Here is a 19,990-nt window from a genome sequence, read left to right on the forward strand (position 1 = left end):
GGAAGCACTTTCGACACCGACAGTCATAGCGTCGCGTCCGAGCATCGCGCGACCACTTCCGAGATATCCTTGGGTGAATTCACAGGAATGGCCATGAGTTCACGGTCGAACAGCCTGATCAGCCCGCACAGCGCCTTACCCGGTCCGATCTCGAGGTAGATGCGTGCCCCGAGGTCGCGGCAGAGGGTGCGCATGGTGCGGTACCACTGCACCGGTCGCACCAACTGCCCACAGGCCAGTTCACCCCATTCGACCACGCCGGTCTTCGCCAGGCCGTCGACATTGGTGACGAGGGGGCACCAGCCCACGCCGACGGAAGTAGCGGCGAAGCACTCGGCCACCGGGGACACCGCTGGCGCCATGAACGGCGAGTGGAAAGCGCCACCCACCCGGAGCTCGAGCAACTTACCGCCGAGCTCGCGCACCCGAACCTCGAGCTGCGCCAGCCCCTCGGCCGATCCGGCAACGGTGATCTGCTGTGCCGCATTGACACTCGCGGTCCACACATCGGCTCCAGAGGCATGCGCCCGCTCGACCTGCGCCATAGCGCTGTCGCTGTCGAGGTTCACGATCACCGCCATGGTCCCCGGCTGCCGCAGCGCGGCGGCGAGCACGGCGCCGGCGCGGATGCTTACCAGTCGCGCGGCGTCGCCGGTGGTGAGCACACCGGAAGCGACCAAGGCCGCGTACTCACCCAGGCTGTGGCCCGCGCACCCGACTACCGTCCGCATCGGGAACCCGGCGCGTTCGAGCTCGGCGAGGATCACCAGCTCGAGCGCGAAGGTCGCGACTTGGGCGTGATCGGTCCGTTTCAGGGTGGTCGCGTCGGCGCGCAGCAGTAATTCGTCGAGGTCGTATCCGGTGATCCGCCCGAGGGCCGCGACCTGAGCCCAGGATTCCGTCTCGGTCCACGGCTGTCCCATGCCGGGACGCTGCGCGCCCTGGCCGGGGAAGACCAGCGCGACAGCGTCGAGTATCCGGTCGGTCATGAGGCCACCGCGTGCTTCCGTGCGCTCTCAGTCCTGCGGCAGTTTCCCGAGCAGGTGTTCGTAGAGCTCGCGCAGGTTTTCGAGCTCGAGCAGCTCCTCGCCGCTGACCTCCACGTTGTACCGGCGCACCAGGTGTACTGCCAGCTCCAGGCCTTTCGCCGAGTCCGCGCCCAGGTCTTCCTTGAACCGCGCGGCGGTGGTGACCTGATCGGGCTCGATGTCGAGCACCTCCGAGACGAGTTCACGCAGTTCGTCGATATCGGGCCGGGTACTGCTTGTCATGGCTGCCGCCTTTCCTCGGGCGATTCGTCGGCTGAGCCGAGTAGCTTCGACATGTTCAGGTCAGGCGGCCAGTACGGCGCGACCGCCCCGGAATAGGCGCAAGCCCATGGCGCCAGCAGTTCCAGGATTCTGGCGAACTGCGGTCGCATTCCCCACGACGCGGATTCCACAATCCCACCTCCGGTGTGTGTCGGCACCCCGGCGGCGAAACAGCTGGCCGCGCAACGAATGCCGGACCTGCGCGCTGGTCGGCGCGGACGGCGCAAGAAATGACAGTACGCGAGAACAAAGGTCGGCGGCAAGCATTCAAGCACATTCATCCGCGCATTCTTTGCGCATTGTATGTGCGATTGCCGCCTGCGTCGGGAACGACTACCGTCGAAACTCGGACCGCGTTGCCTATGCGACGTTGAGCAGTTGGGGCGCAACAACTTCCGCGGCCCACGGCCGGATGAGGAGCCCGCGATGACCCTGGCATACCGCTTCGGACTCAGCAAAATGGTAGCCGCGGATTCGACGCGGTGGCTCGACAGTTGTCGCCGGGCGGAGGCACAAGGCTACGACATCGTGCTGGTGCCCGACCACCTCGGCACCGCGGCGCCGTTTTCGGCCGCCGTGGCCGCCGCGCAGGCGACCGGCCTGCGGGTCGGGACCTATGCACTGAACGCGGCCTTCTACCGGACGGCGTTGCTGGCCCGCGAGGTCGCGACCGCGAGCGCATTGACCGCGGGCCGCTTCGAACTCGGAGTCGGGACCGGCTACCTGCGCGCGGAGTTCGAAGCCGTGGGGCTGGACCCCGGATCGCCGGGCGACCGGGTCGGTGACCTGACCCGCATTCTCACCGGACTCGGCGAGCGAACGAACGAATCGCGTTCGACCCCGGTGCTCGTCGCAGGCAACGGCGATCGCGTGTTGCGGTTGGCGGCAACGCACGCCGATATCGTCAGTTTCCTCGGAATGCGTTACGACCCCACGGTCCCCGGTGGCTTGCGGCCCTTGACCACCGACGAATTCGCCACCCGCGTGGCATTTTTCGACGCGGCGGCCGGCGCGCGCTCGGCCGCCATCGAGCGAAATATCGCGATCCGAGCGGTGCTGGTCACCGACGATCGGGCGGCCACCTTGCGGACGCTGGCCAGGACCCGGTTCCGGCTGCCGGTCGAGATCCTCGACGATCTCCCGATCCTGCTGGTCGGCACGGTCGAGCAGATCGCCGACCGGATCGAACAGCTCCGGGATCGGTTCGGCATTACCTACTTCGCGATTCCGGACCTGCACCAGGAGGCATTCGCGCCGGTGCTCGACAAGCTCCGGTGACCTGGCGTTCGCGCGGCCTCACCCACTCGCGGCCGGAAGGTAGTCGAGTAAGGGAACCGATCGCTTGACCGCGATATCGCGCCACCTGCGACACTGCGAGATCGCCGCGGGATTGGTCAGCTCCTGCACCGCGACGAACCTGTCGTCGCCGTCGAATTCCATGGACCACAGCGACTCGTCGTCGAACAGCCAGTAGTCGAAACCTTCCGGCAGATCGGCGGGCCACTCCCCGCCGTCGAGTGCCAGCACTCGGATGTCCTCCCCCGCCCGCACGCACTGCGTGAAGGCGGCCAGCGCGAATCGCAGGTAATCGCTGAGCGGCTCACGCACAACGAAGACGCGTTGCAGCACCCGTCCCTCGACGATGTGGCCCTCGATCACCCGCAGGAAGGCGTCGGGCAGATTGTCGATCCGGCCGGTGCACAGGAACTCCCGCATCGGCTCCAGTTCCGAATCGAAGTTGTACCGCTGCAAGGTGGCGAGCCGGAACCACGACGAGCGGATACCGGTGAGTTGGCCGCGAATCTCGCCCGAGGCCAGCTCGGTGATCCGTTTACCCATGAATGTCCCCTTCTCCGTGACGGATTCGCCGATGACAGGTGCTCGGCTCAGACCGGACGGGCCTCGATGATGCCCGCCCGGTCCAGCGTCGCGGTCGGAATCGTCGCGGTTACGCGCAGCCCGGCGGCGCCGAGCAGCTTCACGTATTGGCCTTCGGTCCGTTCACCGCGGCCGGAGGCGACCAGCATGGTCAGGTCCGCCCAGACCTTCTGCCGGTGTTCAGGATCCGGCCGCACCGTATCCGGCATCACCACCTCGATGACCAGCAGTCGGGACCGATCGGACATGGCTTCGCGGACCCGGCGCAGGATCTCGACCGCGCGGTCGTCGTCCCAGTCGTGCAGGACGCTCTTGAGCAAATACGCATCCGCCCCCTTCGGCAGTGCGGCGTCGAAGAAGCTGCCCCCCACGAAGTCGCACCGATCCGTCAGCTCGGCCGCGGCGATGACCCGTTCCGCCCCGGCACGGCAGTACGGACGGTCGAACACCACGCCGGTCAGATTCGGATGGGTGCGCAGGATCGGTGGTAGGAGTGTGCCATAGCCGCCGCCGACATCGACCACGCTATCGAGGCCGGTGAAGTCATAGGCCGCGGCGATGGCTTCGGCCACCGCGGCGGTGGCATCGGCCATCGCGGTGTGGAACTGATCCTGTGCTTCGGGCAGGGTCGCCAGCCGATCGAACGGATCCTCGGCCGCCTCACGCGGGCTGATGGGTGCGCGGCCGACCCGGATTCGCTCGGTGAGCCGCATCCATCCGCGCAGGAAGCGCTCGCCGCCGGAGACCAGTACGGCGTCGCGCAAGGATCCGGGCACCTCGGCGCGCAGCAGGCTACCGCGCGGGGTCAGGGCGAAGGTGTCCTGATGATCCCCGAGTTGTTCGACCACACCGATGGTGCCGAGCGCGCGCAGCAGGCTGTCGATGCCGGATTCACTGGCGCCCGTCGCAGCGGCGACGGCGCCCGCCGTGCGCGGGCCGTCGGCGAGCGCTTCCGCGACGTCGAGTTCGGCGGCCGTGGTGAGCACGTATCCGATCCAGCGGTTGGCGAGCAGGTCGGTGAGGGCGGCCCGGTCGGCCTCCGCCACGGCGGTGGGTGGGGACGATATCTCCGCGATGTAGTCGGCCATGGTGTTCGGTGCTCCTCGTCGATTCGTTGGGTATTGCGGTATCCACCGATCCGGCCGTGGTCACCGGAGTAGCTCGATGGCTTCGGCGAACAACTCCATCGAGTGGCCGAAGGTGGTGAAGTAGGTGAGGCCCAAACGGTTTCGCAGTTCGGCGATCTGATCGGCGATGTCGCGGGCGGTGCCGAACAGGAAAACGGGCGAATCCGCGAGCGCCTGCGGCGTGAGATCCGGCATCCGCGATCGGAGCCGGTCCAGCAGCGGTGCGACGTCGCGCGCGACCTGCTGGACGAGAAGATTCAGTTCGATCGCTTCCACGCGGCCCGCCGCGGCCGCCCGCGCGAAGGCGACGCGCTCGGCGATCGCATCGGAACCGGCAGGTATGCGAATCCCATTGGGCCCCTTGGTCGCACCGCTGAAGCTGATCACGTCCGCCTCGGTGGCGGCGAGCTCGAGCAGCCGATCGCCCGCGCCCGCGATCAGCAAGGGCGGATGCGGGTCCTGCACCGGCTGCGGTGCGTGCCCTGCGTCGCCGAGGAGCCGCTTGAGCTCGGTGACCGTGTGCGCGAGGTGGGCGATCCGTGCTCGTGCGGTGCCGAAAGGGATGCCCGCCGTGGCGAATTCGCCCTCGACGTAACCCGCACCGAGTCCCAGTTCCAGCCTGCCGCCGGTGAGCCGGTCCACCGTTGCCACCTCACGAGCCAGCAGCGTGGGGTTGTAGAACCCGGCATTGAGCACGAAGGTGTTCACCCGGACCCGCTCGGTCGCCTCCGCGGCGAGCACCAGCGCCGGAAACGGCGCGGGGAACCCGAGATGATCGGCGACACCGATCACATCGAAGCCCAGTTTCTCCGCCTTCCTGGATTCCTCGACAAAGGCCGCGCGATCGCCCGACCACACCGTGTTGACGCCGAAACGTAAAGGAGCCTGGTATGTCATCTGTCCTCCACTTCACCGTTGTACGGTCACCGCGCACATCCCAGGGCGCTCAGCCGGACCGGAGCAGGACGCGGTCGAGTACCTCACGCAGGACCGCCTCGGGCTGCTCCGGTGCCTCCGGTGACCGCCAGGCCACCACTTGGTCCGGGCGCACCAGCAACGCACCGGTGCTGCGAATGCCGACCGACTCGGCCCATTCGGTATCCAGGCTGTGCAGTCGCGGTGCCGGATGGATATTCGCCGCGAGTGCACGTTTCCAGTGCGCCGCGTCCGGTCCCGCGAGCAGCGCGAAATCCTTGCCGATCAGGTCCAGCGTGGACCGGCCCGCGCCGAGCGGGCGGTGCGGCAACCGGGTGCCTGGCTGGCCGGACAGGCCGAAACGTGTTGTCGGAGCGACGCTTCCGTCGTCGAGCACGGCGGCCGACCGATATTGGGCGCCGAGTATCAGCACCGTCGGATCGGCGAGCGGTGTGCCGTCGGGTGATTCGCCGTACATCTGGCGCAGATCCGCCGCGCTGCGCAGGCTCGACTGGTCGGCGGTGAACCAACCCACCGGGCGCCGTTCGTCGTGATAGGTGTCCAGCAGGCGCGCGGACGCGTCACCACGCAGGACATACGCCAGTTTCCATGCCACATTGTGGGCGGCCTGTATTCCGGTGTTCGCGCCGAGCGCGGCATAGGGTGGCATCACATGCGCCGCGTCACCCACCAGGAAGATGCGGCCCGCGCCGAACCTGTCGGCGATGAACATGCCCGGTGTCCACTCCAGCACCCGGTTCACCCGCACCGCGATATCGGGGATGCCGATGGCGGTGCGCATGGCCTCGGCCCATTCCTGCGACGACCGCGCTTGGTAGCCCGCGCTGGTGAAATACCAGCGGCCGCCGCCGTCCGCTGTGGCCAGGCCGCCGCTGACCTGATCGTTATTGATCTGGAAAACGCATTGTTCACGACCGCGGACCAGCTCGAACAGATCGGCGGTGAAGTCGATGTTCACCAAGGTATCCATCGGACCGCGTCCGTCGCGGCCGATGCCGAGGCGCTCCCGCACACCGCTGTGCGCGCCGTCGGCGGCGATCAGATAATCGGACCGGATGGCGGCGGATGAGCCGTCCGAGTTCCGCACGGTCACGATGATCCCGTCCGAATCCTCTTGCCAGCCGGTGCATTCGACGCCGAACCGGACGTCGCATCCGCGTTCGGCCGCGGCCGAACGCAGCACCGGCTCCAGGAGATCCTGGGAGCACAGGCAGGTGTCTTCCGGCGTCACCACCTGGGAACCGCTCGTGCCTGACGGCCGAGGCAGGTCGATCGGTTTCGCGTCGACGAGTGAAGGCCCTGCGGCGGCGGTTTGTTGACCGGCCCGGAAGGTCACCATGCGGGCGGCCTCGCGCACCCGTTCCGCGATGCCGATCTGCCGGAACAGTTCGACCGTACGGACATTGATCCGCCTGGCCTTGGGCAGCGTCGAGGTCTCGGCCCGCCGCTCCACCAGCACCGTCTGCACGCCGTGCCAATTCAGGAACAACGCCGCCGACAGCCCCGCCAATCCGCCTCCGACGATCAGGACACGCGGCATCAATGCCATCCCGCGTAGCCGGCCACGACACCGTAGACCGCCTTCATGTTGACCATCTTCGACAGTTCGGCCTGCGGTATCTCCACCTTGTAGGTCTTTTCCAGCCGCGCGAGAATCTCGATGGCGCGCAACGAATCCGCCTCGTGATCCTCGACGAACAGGCTGTCGTCGGTGAGTTCGTCCGGCTCGATCTCCAGCACATCGCAGACGATCTCGCGCAGCTCGTCCATATGCGCCTGATATGAAGTCGTATCGGTCATCCCTGTCTCCTATCGTGATTCCCGCTGTAGCCGCGGATGTCGTCCACGGCTGCCACCGTCGATCCGCTGTCTCACGCCGGCTGGCGTCCCAGCAGGGAACGCAACTGACTCGCGAACTCCACCGGGTGGGTGATATGCGGGTTGTAGCCCCCCTCGAAGACGAAGACCTCGCGACCCAGCAGTTCGGCCAGCGCCGCCGCGCACCGGCTGCCGAACATGTGCGCAGGCGTGGATTCGCCGACGGCGGCGATGATTTCCACATTCGATGTGATCAACTCTCCGACATCGAGCGTGGTCGTGCAGGCGGCCGGGATCTCGTTGACGTAGAGCCACTCGAAATTGCGGGTGCGTTCGGCCGACATCACCTGGGAGCGCAGATTGAGCTTCGCCGTCTGCCCGGCGCCGGGACCGCGTTTGGTGCTGTCCACACCGCGACGCTGATCGGCGACGTCGATGCCGAGGAACTCGCCGGTGCGCACGATCGTCTGGACCAGTCCACCGGTCCGGTAGGTCTCGGCGAGCCCTTCGAATTCTCGGATATGCCTGCTCCGTTCGGGTTCCGGGAGCAGGAACGGAGCGTGCGGGGTATGCGCGATAACGGTGGCGGCCTGCTCCGGATGGCGGGTCGCGAGCAGCAGCGCGGTCACGACGCCGAGCCCGACACCGAAGACGACGGCGGGCCCCACCCCCAGCTCGGTGAGCAGGCGATGGGCATCGTCGGCGTGCGTTTCGTGCGAAACCGGCCCCACCGGTTCGGGGTCGAGCGGGCTGCGATGGAAACCCCTGCGGTCGTAGGTGATCACCGTGAACGCGTCGCCGAGTTCGGCGATCACGTCGGCGCGCCGACGGGACTCGCCGCCGCCGTTGTCGGAAATCAACAGCGCCGGACCGGAGCCGGACATTTCATAGAACAATGCAGCGCCCGGCACCTGCAATGTTCCGGTTCGTTTCACACCGCTCACCGAAATGTCCTCCAGTCGAGGTAACAATCAACGAAATTGTCGCTCTGACCACGAACTACATTGTGCAACAACGTGTCACGAGCGCAGCTGAGATCCTGCTTCAATGTTAGACAATTCAAGCTACTATGGTGCACGTTGTCAGACAATAGCCCGGAGGTGGTCATGACAAGTCGGACAAACAATGAGTTCAGCCTGGGTGGGTTCAATCATGTCTCGTTGCTGTGCGACGACATGAAGCGCACCGTCGAGTTCTACCGCGACATTCTCGGGATGCCGTTGATCAAGACGGTCGACCTGCCCAAGCGCCCCGGCGGCGGCCAGCAGTTCGTCTTCGACGTCGGCAACGGCGCCTCGTTGACGATCTTCTGGCTGGCCAACCGCACCGATGGCAAGCCGGGCAACTTCAATCCCCCGGCGGCCGACCAAGAACCGGACGTCCCGCAGTGGAACGCCGCCATCAGCTCGTTGAATCACATCGCCTTCGACGTGCCGCCGGAGAAGTTCGACGAGTACTACGTGCGCCTGAAGGAGAAGGGGGTCGGCGTCGGCCCGATTCGCAACCACGACGACAGCGAAACCCAGGAGGCCGAGCAGCTGCACCCCGGTGTGTACTGCCGATCGTTCTACTTCCGCGACCCCGACGGGGTCCTACTCGAATTCGCCTGCTGGACAAGGGAACTGACCGACGAGGACGTCGTGCACGAGCCCAAGAGCGCCAGCGACCGGGCGCCGGTGGCCGTCAGCTCTTGACGCCGTCGGCGATGGGGCCGCCGGTCGGCACGGACCGGTCGGCCGTCGCCGCAGCCGCCGGGAGGTGCGGCGTCTTGCGCCCGGTGATGAGCAACGTCGGATCCTGCGCGATCCGCGATACGCTCACCTCCCGCAGGGCAAGATCACGCACCATCGCACGGGCCTCGTCGAGTTCCACCCCCTGGCCCGCGACGTAGGTGCGGAAATGCCAGAGCAGTGGTCCCCGCGCGATTCTGGGTGCGTTCATCCGTGCCACGAAGTCCTGCGCCGCCTCGAAGGTACACCCGCGGTCGATTTCGAGCACGGTCAACCGTCCGCCGGGCCGCAGCACCCGGACCATCTCCGCCATTCCGCGACGGCGGTCGGGCCAGTGTTTGATCGATCCGACGCTGACCACGGTGGAGAACGAGTCGTCGGCGAACGGGAGGTTCAGCGCCGACGCGACCTCGAAACGCACTCGATCGCGCACGTTCGCGGCCCGGCGCGTGGCTCGCGCGACCTGATCCTCGGACAGGTCCACTCCCACCACGGACACGTCGTCGCCGCGCTCGGCGATCGCCAGCGCGAGATGGCCTCCGCCGCAACCGACATCGAGTACCGAGCCGCCGATGGCGACATCGGCGAGCAAGCTGTCGACGAGGTGGGCCTGACTCGCCGAGACGCTGCCCGCCACCGTCCGGTCGTAGAACCAGGATTCGAAACCGGTGTAGGTCGAGGTAATATCCCTGAACAATCCCATGCTGCTTCCAATCCGTCAGGAACTCGCCGGCAGCCAGTCGGCGATGGCCCGCGCGACCTCCGCCGCGCCGGTGGTCAGGAGCGAGAAATGATCGAAAGCTATGGGGCGCACAGTGTATTCGGGCCGCCACGGTGTCGAGGTGGGGAACTCCGACAGGTCGGTCTCCGCGGACGCGCGATAGCTCATCGTGCACCGCACGAACAGCACCGGCGTCGGTAGCGGTTCGAGCGGAAGCTCCCGGAGGTGGCATCCCCAGGTCGACATCGCGGTGAGTTTCGTCGCGAGGCTCGTGGACGCTCCCAGTCCGTCACCGTCCGCCAGCATGCCCGCGAACAGCGGCTCCATCGGTGCGCCCCAGCCATCGGCGTCCGGCTTGAAGCTGTCCAGTAGCACCAGGCCACGCAGATCGCGTGGACGCTGCCGGGCGAGGTATTCGGCAACTGCGTGGGCGAGTACACCGCCCGACGAATAGCCGAGCAGGACGAAGGGGCGTCGGCCCGCGATCCGGTCGACCACATCCGCGAGATGGCCGATCGCGGCGGTCGGTGTCGCGGGCAGGGCCTGGCCCGGAGCGAAGCCGGGCAGCTGGACACCGATGACGGTGATCCTGCCGTCGAGTTGTTTGGCGATGCGCGTGTACTGATGTACGCCGCCGGTGATGATCGGCGCACTGATGCAGACCAGCACCGGTTCCGCGGAGCCCCGCGACAACACCGGCGCGGCAGCAACCGTGGCTGCCGGGTCCGCGGTGTCGAAGGTCGGGCGTAGATCGGCGGCGGCGCTGATCAGCGCGAGTCCCTTCGCCACCTGGCGGGTCCGCACCGCAGTCCGGAACAGTTCGGCCAGGTCCGGCTCCGCCGGGCCGGACCTCTGGACTGCCCCGGCCGCTTGGTCCGCGGCATCGAGTCTCTGGTCGATCAGCTCGGCGAGCCCGGTGACCGAACCGGCCTCCAGAATCGCCATGGGCGCCAAGCGAATTCCGGTGATCCTGCTCAGCGTCGTCTGGATGTCCATCACGCTGAGCGACTCGACGCCCAGCTCGAGGAATTGCCGGTCCGGGTCGACCGCGGCCGCATTCGGATGTCCGAGCGCCGCCGCGACGATTCCGCGGACGGCCGTGACGATCTCGCCCCGCCGTTCGGCCCCCGTCCGCCCTGACAAGCGACCGAGCAGGCCGCCTTCCGCGGCGTCAGCCGCACCCGGCGTGCCGTCCGCGATCGCCACTTCGCGCAATAGCACGGGTTGGTAGTCGGTGCGGGCCGCCAGTGCGCTGGCGTCGAGCCGCAGTGCGTGGATTACCGGCGCGTTGTGCGTGGCGGTCCGGCCGAGCAATGCCGTGCCCTCTGCGGTGCTGAGTCGCCCGATGCCTTGGCGCCGTAGGCGTTCCAGGTGCAGCTCGTCGGTCAGCGCGCCGACGCCGAGGTCGGCCCATGGTCCCCACAGGATCGCCGTCGCGGGCAATCCGCGCCCGTTCCGGTAGGCTGCCAAGGCGGCGAGGAAGGTATCCGCCGCCGCCTCGGCCGCTTGTGCGGCGGGCAGGATCGTTCCGCTCACCGAAGTCGAGAGCAGCAGGAACGACAGATCCAGATCCTCGGTCAACTCGTGGAGGTGCCAGGCGCCGTCGGCTCGTTGCGCCAGGGCCGATTCGATCACCGCATCCGTCACGGCGGCTACTCGTGTGCGCGCCGCGGCAGGCGCGGTGTATACGACGCCGGACAGCCGCTCGACGGCGGTGATTCGAGTGAGCAAGGCACGCAATGCGTTTCGGTCGGCGGCGAGGCACACAGCGATCTCCGCCGTCGCGCCCAGTTCCGTCAAGCGATCGAGCAGCGGTCGTACCTCGGCATCGCGCGGGCGCTCATGCGTCGTCAGTACGAATCGCCGCGCGCCGTGCTCGGCCGCCAACCGCTGCGCGATTCGCGCGCCGGATCCGTCGGTGCCTTCGATGATAAGCACGGTGCCCGAGACGTCGAGATGTGTTGCGGCGGAGTGGGACCGAGGTAGTGCGGCGAGTCGCGGCACCAGGAGGTGACCGTCCCGCAGCGCCAGCTCGGGCTCGTCCAGCTGAGCGAGTGCGGCGATATCGGCGGAGTCGTCGGCGTCGGCGAGCAGGATGCGTCCCGGATGCTCGGCCTGTGCCGCGCGAACCAGTCCCCAGACGGGTGCCGCGGCGAGCGCGGTGATGTCCTTGCCCGCCACATCGATCGCGCCCCGGGTGACGACAAGCAGTTGTGACCGCGTGAAGCGCTCTTCCTCGAGCCAGCGCCGCAGGACCGCCAGCACGCGCGTCGTCGTGCTCCGGATACCGGCCACGACGGTATCGGTCACATTGTCGACCCGCAGGACCACCAGATCGGGTACGGCGGAAGAGTTCTGGAGTTCTACCCAATCCGCGTGGGTGCGACCGTGCGGTTCTTTCGGTCGTAGTGGTCGCCACCGCACGTGGTAGAGCAGGCCGTGCTGGGTCGAGCGGCTGGTGTCATCGGCGGGACTTGCCGCTTCTGCGTGCACGGGGCCGGGCGGCTCGATCGGTTCCACGGCCGCCGACGTACCCGTCAGGTGGGCATTTCTCCGGTCTGGGATGAGCCAGTAGTTGGTGTGCTGGAAGGGGTAGGTGGGTAGCTTCGTGCGCCACGGGACGTCCGGATACTGGGCTGCCCAATCGATGTCGTATCCGGTGCGGTGCAGTGTGGCCAATGCGTCGAGGACCGCCTGCGGTTCGGACCGGCCGGACGGCAGTGACGTGATGGTGGTGGCGTCGGGAATCGTATCGACGATATGGACGCCCAATCCCGCGGCCGGGCCGAGCTCCAGGTAGCGAGTGGTCCGGTGTCGATGCAGGGTGGCGATGCCGCGAGCGAAATGCACAGTGTGGCGGGCATGTTCGGACCAGTAGTCCGCGCCGCCGTAGGTCTGGTCCGCGAGCTCCCCGGTGAGATTGGATACCAGAGGGATATGTGCGGTCGCGGCGGCGCGGCCTGCCATAGCGGCGCTCAGTCGATCCAGAATGGGCTGCATCGCGGCCGAATGGAACGCGTGCGAGACGGTGAGTCGCTTGGTGCGGTAGCCCTGTCGGTCGAGGCGGGTCTGCGCCGCGGCCACGGCCGCGCGCGGTCCGGCGAGCACCGTCGCGGTCGGGCTGTTGACGGCGGCGATGTCGAGATCATTCTGGTCCAGTGTCGCAGTCAGCTCGTCATAGCCGGCTCGGACGGCGAGCATGGCGCCGTCGTCGGGTAGGGATTGCATGAGGTTGGCGCGTTCGGTGACGAGGGTGGCGGCGTCGGTGAGGGTGAGGACTCCGGCGAGGTGGGCGGCGGAGATTTCTCCGATGGAGTGTCCGATCATGTAGTCGGGCAGTATTTTCCAGGATTCGAGTAGTCGGAACAGTGCGATGTGGAGTGTGAACAGGGCGGTTTGGGCGTGCAGGGTTTGGGTGAGTTCGGTGGTGTTGTGGCCCCAGGCGATGTCGCGGACTGGGAGTCGGAGGTGTTGTTCGACGTTGTCCCATGCTTGGGCGAATACGGGGTAGGTGTGGTATAGCTGGCGGCCCATGCCGAGTCGTTGGGAGCCCTGCCCGGTGAAGACGAACGCGGTCTTACCTGCGCCGGCGGGTATTTCGGGGTCGGGCAGGTGCGTCAATTCCGTCAGCAGCTGCTCGCGGGTGGATCCGGTGACCACCGCGCGGTGCTCGAAGACCGAGCGACGCGCCAAGGCCGCCGCCACCGCGCCGGGATCGATATCGGGATCGTTCAGCAGATGGGTGTGCAGTCGAGAGGCGCAGTCGCGCAAGGCTTCCCGAGTACGTGCCGACAATGTCCAGGCGAGGATCGGCGGACGTTCGGCTACTGTGGGTGGCTCGAGCTGGGGTGGTTGTTCGAGGATGATGTGGGCGTTGGTGCCCGAGATCCCGAATGAGGAGACTGCTGCTCGGCGTGGATGGCTGGTGTCGGGCCATGGTTGGTGTTCGGTGAGTATTTGGACATGTCCGGTGGTCCAGTCCACATGTGGTGTGGGCTCATCGACGTGCAAGGTCTTCGGCAATACACCGTGGCGCATCGCTTCGATCATTTTGATGATCCCGGCCACACCCGCGGCTGCCTGTGTGTGGCCGATGTTGGATTTGATCGAGCCCAGCCACAGTGGTGGACGGCTGTGGTCGCGTTGGCCGTAGGTGGCCAGGATGGCTTGGGCTTCGATCGGGTCGCCGAGGCGGGTGCCGGTGCCGTGGGCTTCGACCACATCCACCTGGCCCGCCGAAAGGTTCGCGTTGGCCAGTGCTGCTTGGATGACTCGTTGTTGGGCAGGACCGTTGGGTGCGGTCAACCCGTTGGAGGCCCCGTCCTGGTTCACCGCCGACCCACGCACGACCGCCAATATCTCGTGCCCGTGGCGTTGGGCGTCGCAAAGTCGTTCCACCACAAGCACACCCACACCCTCGGCCCACCCCACCCCGTCCGCGGCAGCGGCGAACGATTTACAGCGGCCATCCGGAGCCAGGCCGCGTTGGCGGGAGAACTCGACGAATATTTCCGGGGTGGCCATCACCGTGACCCCACCCACCAACGCCAACTCACACTCCCCGGCCCGCAATGACAACCCCGCCTGATGCAGTGCCACCAGCGACGAGGAACACGCCGTGTCCACCGACACCGCCGGCCCACCCAACCCCAACACATAGGCCAGCCGTCCCGACACCAACGACCCGGCCTGCCCGATCAACCCGTAATCGTGATACATCACCCCCATGAACACCCCCACCTCGGCACCGCCCAATCCCCGCGGGTCCAGCCCCGCGTTCTCCAACGCCTCCCACCCCACCTCCAACACCAACCGCTGCTGAGGATCAATCTCCAACGCCTCACGCGGACTCACCCCGAAAAACCCGGCATCAAACAACCCCGCCCCTTCCAAAAACCCACCCCACCGCGAATACGACCGACCCACCACACCCACCCGCGGATCGAACAACCCCTCATCCCAGCCCCGATCCCCCGGCCACCGCCCCACCACATCACAACCACCCGAAACCACACCCCACAACCCATCCACCGAACCCACACCACCAGGAAAACGACACCCCACCCCCACCACAGCCAACGGCTCACCCGCCGCATCGCGTAGTTCTTTGTTCGCCGCCCGCAGTTCTTCGACTTCGGTCAGCGACGCACGCAATGCGTCGACGAGTCTTTCATCCGAGTTCGTCATGACCTCTCCTACTTCCCCGCCGCTCGATCTCGGTGTCCCCCAGTGCCATTCGGATCAGATCCTCTCGGTCCATATCCGCGATCCGCGTCGCGGCCCTGGGTGCGGGCTCCGTAGACGCCGCACGCCCTGCCAGCTCGAGCAGCCGGTTGAGCAGCCCGGCCTTGCGCAATGTGCCGAGCGGAATCGACGCGATGGCCGCGCGCAGTTCCTCGTCCGCGTCGGGCGTCTTGTCGCCCAGCATTCCGGCGAGCAGCTGCGCCACCGCGGCGGCGGTCGGATGATCGAAGGCGGTGGTGGCGGGCAGCGCGAGTCCCGTCACCGCCCGCAGCCGATTGCGGAACTCGACCACGCTGAGGGAGTCGAAGCCGAGATCCAGAAAGCGACGATGTGGGTCGATCTCGGCGGCCGCGTCGTAGCCGAGGGTTTCGGCGGCCGCGGTCGTGACGAGATCGAGGAGCGCCCTGTGGCGTTCCGCTCCGGTGAGTTCGGTGATCTCGGCGCGCACCCCATTACCGTCTGCGCTTGCAGTGGGGCGAATGGCTTTGCGCACCAAGCGATTCAGCAAGGGAGACACTTCGCCGCCACGCTGTAGTCGCGCGGTGTCGAAGCGTACCGCGACCGTGTTCGCCGTGGCGGATGCGGCGGCATCGAAGATGGCCAGCGCCGACGGTGTGGGCAGTTCGGTGAGTCCGGACCGGGTGAGACGGCGCCGATCCCGTTCGGTGAGCCGCTCTACCATTCCGCCCGCATCCCCCCACGGACCCCAGGCGATGGACGAGGCCGCCAAACCCTGAGCCCGGCGCTGCCCGGCGAGTGCGTCGAGAAAGGCATTGGCGGCGGCGTAATTGCCCTGCCCCGGACCGCCGAGCACACCCGACACCGAGGAGAACAGGACGAACAGCGACAGGTCCAACGCACGAGTGAGTTCGTGCAGGTGCCAGGCCCCGGTCACCTTGGGGGCGAACACCTTATCGATCCGATCGGGAGCGAGGGACGCCACGACCGCGTCGTCCAGTACGCCCGCCGCGTGTACGACACCGGAAGGCGGTGCGTCGGCGGGAACGGCGTCGAGCACCTTGCGCAGTGCCTCACGATCGGCGACATCGCACGATTCGATGCGGACCGTGGCTCCCGCGTCGGTGAGTTCGGCGTAGAGGTCCTGGGCATTGTCGGCCGACGGTCCCTGCCTGCTGATCAGCACCAGGTGTCGCACGCCACGGTCGCGCACCAAATGCCGCGCCACCGCCGCGCCGAGACCACCGGTGCCACCGGTGATCACGACGGTGCCCTGGATCGGCGGCGGCGCGGTATCGGTCGGCACGGCCGTGCGCACCAACCGCGGCACCCACACGGACCCGTTGCGCACCAACAACTCCGGCTCTCCGGAGATGACCAATGTAGCGGGATCGACGCCGTCGTCGTCGGTGTCGGCGATGACGATCCGATCCGGATTCTCCGCCCGCGCGGCCCGTACCAGCCCCCACAGCGCGGCGCCCGCGAGATCGGTGATCTCCGCTTCGGTCCGTCCCATCGCACCGCGGGTCAGCACAAGCAGGCGGGAGTCGGCGAGGCCGGGTGCGGACAGCCACCGTTGCAGGATGCCCACCAGTTCGGCGGTTCGTTCGGCCGCCGCCGCGGCCACGTCCGAGATATCGGTCGGCGGGCACCGCACGACGATCACATCGGCGGCGGTGTCCGCGCCGGATACCGCCCATTCGGTGACCGATAGGCTGGCCGTCCGCGACGACTCGTGTGCGTACCAGTCCATCCGGAACATCGAATCCGGTTCGGGCCCGTCCGGAGTCAGGCGATCCGGCGACCACGACCGACCGGTGACCGACTGTGCGGAGAGCACCGGTTGTCCCGTCGCGTCCGCCGCATGCACTGCAAGCCCGGACGCCGCGCTGCCGCTCAGCCGTACCCGCAACCGCGACGCGCCGCCCGCATGCAACCGCACCCTGGTCCAGCCGAACGGCAGGACGGGCGCGGCGGTCTCGTACAGCGCGAGGTGCGTCGCCGCGTCCAGCAGCGCCGGGTGCAAGCCGTACGCTCCCGACTCTGCCGTCGGCACGGCCAAGGGCGCGATCTCCGCGAACATCTCGGTACCTCGGCGCCACGCGGCGGTCAGACCGCGAAACGACTCGCCGTAGTCGTAGCCGCGCTCGGCCAGTGCGCGGTAGATGTCGGCGACATCGACCGGCACCGCACCCGCGGGCGGCCAGGCGGTGAGATCCCATGCGGCGGTTGATGATTCATCCGATCCGAGTGAACCGCGGGCGTGCAGCGTCCACACCGTGCCATCGCGCGAGGAGTAGATCGACACCCCGCGCCCGCTCTCCTCGGTCCCGTCGACCACGACCCGGATATCGATCCCGTCATCGGGCACGAGCAGCGGAGTGTGCAGCGTCAGTTCGCGCAGCACCGGACAGTCGACCTCGTCGCCGGCTCGAATCGCCATCTCGACCAACGCCGTGCCCGGCAGCAGGACAGCGCCGAAGACGATGTGCTCGCCCAGCCACGGGTGGGTATCGGGCGACAACCGACCGAGCAACAGCATGCCGCCGGTGTCCGGGTTCGTCAGCGATGCCGATAGCAGGGGATGCTCGACGGGTACGAACCCGGGGGCGGCCGCGCCTCTCGACGGCACCGACCACCAGTAGCGCTGATGCTGGAAAGCATAGGTGGGCAACTCGATTCGAGCCGCGTTCGCGCCGTCGAAGAAGCTGGACCGACGCATCTCGGCGCCCGCAACGAAGTTCCGCGCGACCGCGTCGATGACGGTTTCGGTCTCCGGTCGTCCCGGTCGCAACATCGGCACTATGGCGCCCGCCCCATCCAATGATCCGGCGATCAGCGCAGACAACCCGCCGTCGGGACCGACCTCGATGAATCGGGACACCCCCTCGGCCGCCAAAGTGCGTAGCCCGGCGTCGAACCGGACGGTCTCCCGGACATGCCGCACCCAGTAGCCGGGGCTGCCGTAGCCGTCGCCGACGATCTCGCCGGTCAGCGTGGACACCAGCGGGATATCCGGTGCGGCGGGAACTATCTCGGTGATCGCGGCGGCGAAGTCGGCGAGCATCGGCTCCATCAGGATCGAATGGAACGCGTGTGATACCCGCAGTCTCGTGGTCTTGCGGCCGAGCGCGGCGAACTCGGCGGCCACTTGGTGAACCGCCGCCTCTACACCCGAAATCACGACGGCCTCCGGCCCGTTGACGGCGGCGATCACTACTCCGGCGACCAGTCGCGGCGTTACCTCCGATTCGGCGGCCTGCACCGCGACCATGGCGCCGCCCGCGGGCAATGCCTGCATCAGCCGGCCGCGGGCCGCCACCAGAGCGGTCGCGTTCGCGAGCGAGAGGACGCCGGCCACATGGGCGGCGGCGATCTCACCCACCGAATGTCCCATGACGAAATCGGGTACCACACCCCAGGATTCGAGCAGCCGGTGCAGCGCCACTTCCATGGTGAACAACCCCGCCTGCACGTATCCGGTGTGCGCGAGCTGATCCGGGTCCTCGCCCCACACCACGTCGGTCACCGACATCCCAGCCCGCCGGTCGAGTTCGGTGGTGACCTCGTCCCACGCCGCCGCGAACACCGGCGAGGACCGATACAGTTCCCGGCCCATCCCGAGCCGCTGCGCGCCTTGGCCCGCGAAAACGAATGCCGTCGAACCTGGGAGTGCTTGTCCGGAAACGACATTCGTGGCCCGCTCGCCCGCGGCGAGTGCCGCGGCACCGGCACGTAACTCGGGGCGGTCGGCGCCGAGTACGACGGCGCGGTGTTCGAATACCGAGCGGGCGGCCAGCGCGGTGCCGATGTCGATCGCGGTGGCTTCCGGATGGCTGTCGATGAATTCCACCAAGCGCCGAGCCTGATCGGCCAGCGCCCGCTCGGTGCGCGCCGTCAGCAGCCACGGCATACGCGGAAACGGCGATGTCCGCGCCCGCGACGGCTCGTTCTCCGGCGCCTGTTCGAGGACGACATGCGCGTTGGTGCCGGACAATCCGAACGATGACACCGCTGCCCGGCGCGGCCGGTCCGGGGCGGGCCACGGTTGCGTCCGAGTCAACAGGGTCACCGCGCCCGCCGACCAGTCCACGTGCGGCGACGGCGCGTCGGCGTGCAGTGTCGGTGGCAATGTGGCGTTGCGCATGGCCAACACCATCTTCATCACGCCCGCCACCCCGGCCGCCGCCTGCGTGTGGCCCATATTGGACTTGACCGACCCCAGCCACAGCGGACGGTCCGCGGGCCGCCGTCCGTAGGTGGCCAGAATGGCCTGTGCCTCGATGGGATCGCCGAGTGTGGTGCCGGTACCGTGCGCCTCCACCACGTCGACATCCGCGGCGTCGAGGTCGGCCGCGGCCAACGCCGCGCGGATCACCCGCTGCTGCGACGGCCCGCTCGGCGCGGTCAGCCCATTGCTGGCTCCGTCCTGGTTCACCGCAGACCCACGCAGCACCGCGAGCACCTCGTGCCCGTTGCGCCGCGCGTCCGCGAGCCGTTCCAGCACCAGCACAGCGGCGCCTTCGGCCAGACCGACCCCGTCGGCGTCCGCGCCGAACGATTTGCACCGGCCGTCCGGCGCCAGCCCTTGTTGCCGTGAGAAGCCGAGCAGCATTCCCGGTGTCGCCATCACTGTGACACCACCGGCCAGGGCCAGGGAGCACTCCTCGGCGCGCAGCGACTGCGCCGCAACATGCAGTGCGACAAGCGAGGAGGAGCACGCCGTATCCACCGACACCGCTGGGCCGGTCAGCCCGAGCGTGTACGACACCCGGCCGGATAGCACCGAACCGCCGTTCGTGGTCAGCAGGTAGTCGGCGATCTCGGTGGGCGCATCGCTCATCCGCGGTAGATAGTCCCAGGAGAACGATCCGATGAAGACACCGGTATCGCTGCCGCGCAACGCTTTCGGATCCAGACCGGCACGCTCGAGCGCCTCCCAGACCACCTCGAGCAGTTGCCGCTGTTGTGGATCCATCACCCGTGCCTCGCGGGGGCTGATGCCGAAGAAGCCGGGATCGAAATCCGCGACGCCGGTGAGGAATCCGCCGTATCGGGTCGAGGTCCGGTCCACCCTACCCGGCTCCGGATCGAAAAGCGCCCGGTCCCAGCCACGATCGGTCGGGAACTCGCCGATGACGTCGCGGCCGTCGGCCACCATCTCCCACAGCTGTTCGGGTGTGGTGATCCCGCCGGGAAACCGGCACGCCATGCCGACGATCGCGATGGGCTCACCGTGACGGTTGCGCAGCTCGTCGTTCTCCTGCT

General features: G+C 67.7%; 12 protein-coding genes and 1 pseudogene. 2 read left to right on the top strand and 11 right to left on the bottom strand.

Annotated features, from left to right (window positions below; all coding sequences use genetic code 11):
- Positions 1–23: 23 nt before the first annotated feature.
- A complete protein-coding gene (locus tag ACQPXH_RS20165; protein WP_433598088.1) occupies positions 24–989 on the bottom strand; it encodes an ACP S-malonyltransferase in 966 nt (321 codons plus the stop codon).
- 27 nt (positions 990–1,016) lie between these two features.
- The gene (locus ACQPXH_RS20170) at positions 1,017–1,271 is read right to left on the bottom strand and encodes an acyl carrier protein (RefSeq protein WP_433598089.1); all 255 of its coding nucleotides are present in this window, start codon (positions 1,269–1,271) and stop codon (positions 1,017–1,019) included.
- Positions 1,272–1,736: 465 nt separating this feature from the next.
- On the opposite strand from ACQPXH_RS20170, the gene ACQPXH_RS20175 reads away from it, so the two are divergent.
- Positions 1,737–2,588, top strand: coding sequence for a TIGR03621 family F420-dependent LLM class oxidoreductase (locus ACQPXH_RS20175; protein ID WP_433598090.1), 852 nt, complete (start codon positions 1,737–1,739; stop codon positions 2,586–2,588).
- An 18-nt stretch (positions 2,589–2,606) separates the two neighbouring features.
- On the opposite strand, the gene ACQPXH_RS20180 is transcribed toward ACQPXH_RS20175, so the two are convergent.
- The 6 genes from ACQPXH_RS20180 to ACQPXH_RS20205 all read right to left on the bottom strand — a co-directional run bounded on the left by ACQPXH_RS20180 (position 2,607) and on the right by ACQPXH_RS20205 (position 8,013).
- The gene (locus tag ACQPXH_RS20180; RefSeq protein ID WP_433598091.1) at positions 2,607–3,149 is read right to left on the bottom strand and encodes a DUF6879 family protein; all 543 of its coding nucleotides are present in this window, start codon (positions 3,147–3,149) and stop codon (positions 2,607–2,609) included.
- 47 nt (positions 3,150–3,196) lie between these two features.
- Entirely contained in the window at positions 3,197–4,276 is a 1,080-nt protein-coding gene (locus ACQPXH_RS20185) for a methyltransferase (protein WP_433598092.1), read from the bottom strand.
- 60 nt (positions 4,277–4,336) lie between these two features.
- Positions 4,337–5,212 (bottom strand): TIGR03621 family F420-dependent LLM class oxidoreductase, encoded by an 876-nt coding sequence (locus ACQPXH_RS20190; protein ID WP_433598093.1) that lies wholly within the window; start codon positions 5,210–5,212, stop codon positions 4,337–4,339.
- Positions 5,213–5,261: 49 nt separating this feature from the next.
- Positions 5,262–6,791: an FAD-dependent monooxygenase gene (locus ACQPXH_RS20195; protein WP_433598094.1), complete on the bottom strand. Its 1,530-nt coding sequence runs from the start codon at positions 6,789–6,791 to the stop codon at positions 5,262–5,264.
- Complete coding sequence (locus tag ACQPXH_RS20200) at positions 6,791–7,051, bottom strand: acyl carrier protein (protein ID WP_433598095.1); 261 nt, start codon at positions 7,049–7,051, stop codon at positions 6,791–6,793. The genes ACQPXH_RS20195 and ACQPXH_RS20200 overlap by 1 nt, the downstream gene beginning before the upstream one ends.
- 71 nt (positions 7,052–7,122) lie before the next feature.
- Positions 7,123–8,013 carry an alpha/beta fold hydrolase gene (locus tag ACQPXH_RS20205; protein ID WP_433598096.1) on the bottom strand — a complete coding sequence of 297 codons (891 nt, stop codon included), beginning with the start codon at positions 8,011–8,013 and terminating at the stop codon, positions 7,123–7,125.
- A gap of 156 nt (positions 8,014–8,169) precedes the next feature.
- On the opposite strand from ACQPXH_RS20205, the gene ACQPXH_RS20210 reads away from it, so the two are divergent.
- On the top strand, positions 8,170–8,763 hold the full coding sequence (locus tag ACQPXH_RS20210) for a VOC family protein (protein WP_433603520.1): 594 nt from the start codon (positions 8,170–8,172) through the stop codon (positions 8,761–8,763).
- On the opposite strand, the gene ACQPXH_RS20215 is transcribed toward ACQPXH_RS20210, so the two are convergent.
- The 3 genes and pseudogenes from ACQPXH_RS20215 to ACQPXH_RS20225 all read right to left on the bottom strand — a co-directional run.
- The gene (locus ACQPXH_RS20215; RefSeq protein WP_433598097.1) at positions 8,753–9,502 is read right to left on the bottom strand and encodes a class I SAM-dependent methyltransferase; all 750 of its coding nucleotides are present in this window, start codon (positions 9,500–9,502) and stop codon (positions 8,753–8,755) included. The genes ACQPXH_RS20210 and ACQPXH_RS20215 overlap by 11 nt on opposite strands.
- Before the next feature lie 15 nt (positions 9,503–9,517).
- Positions 9,518–14,707 (bottom strand): alpha/beta fold hydrolase, encoded by a 5,190-nt coding sequence (locus ACQPXH_RS20220; protein WP_433598098.1) that lies wholly within the window; start codon positions 14,705–14,707, stop codon positions 9,518–9,520.
- Positions 14,691–19,964 (bottom strand): annotated as a pseudogene (locus ACQPXH_RS20225) (type I polyketide synthase); the annotation flags it as partial. The pseudogene ACQPXH_RS20225 and the gene ACQPXH_RS20220, both read right to left, overlap by 17 nt.
- Between the last annotated feature and the right edge of the window lie 26 nt (positions 19,965–19,990).

Source organism: Nocardia sp. CA-135953 (genome assembly GCF_050955735.1).
Classification (GTDB): Bacteria; Actinomycetota; Actinomycetes; order Mycobacteriales; family Mycobacteriaceae; genus Nocardia.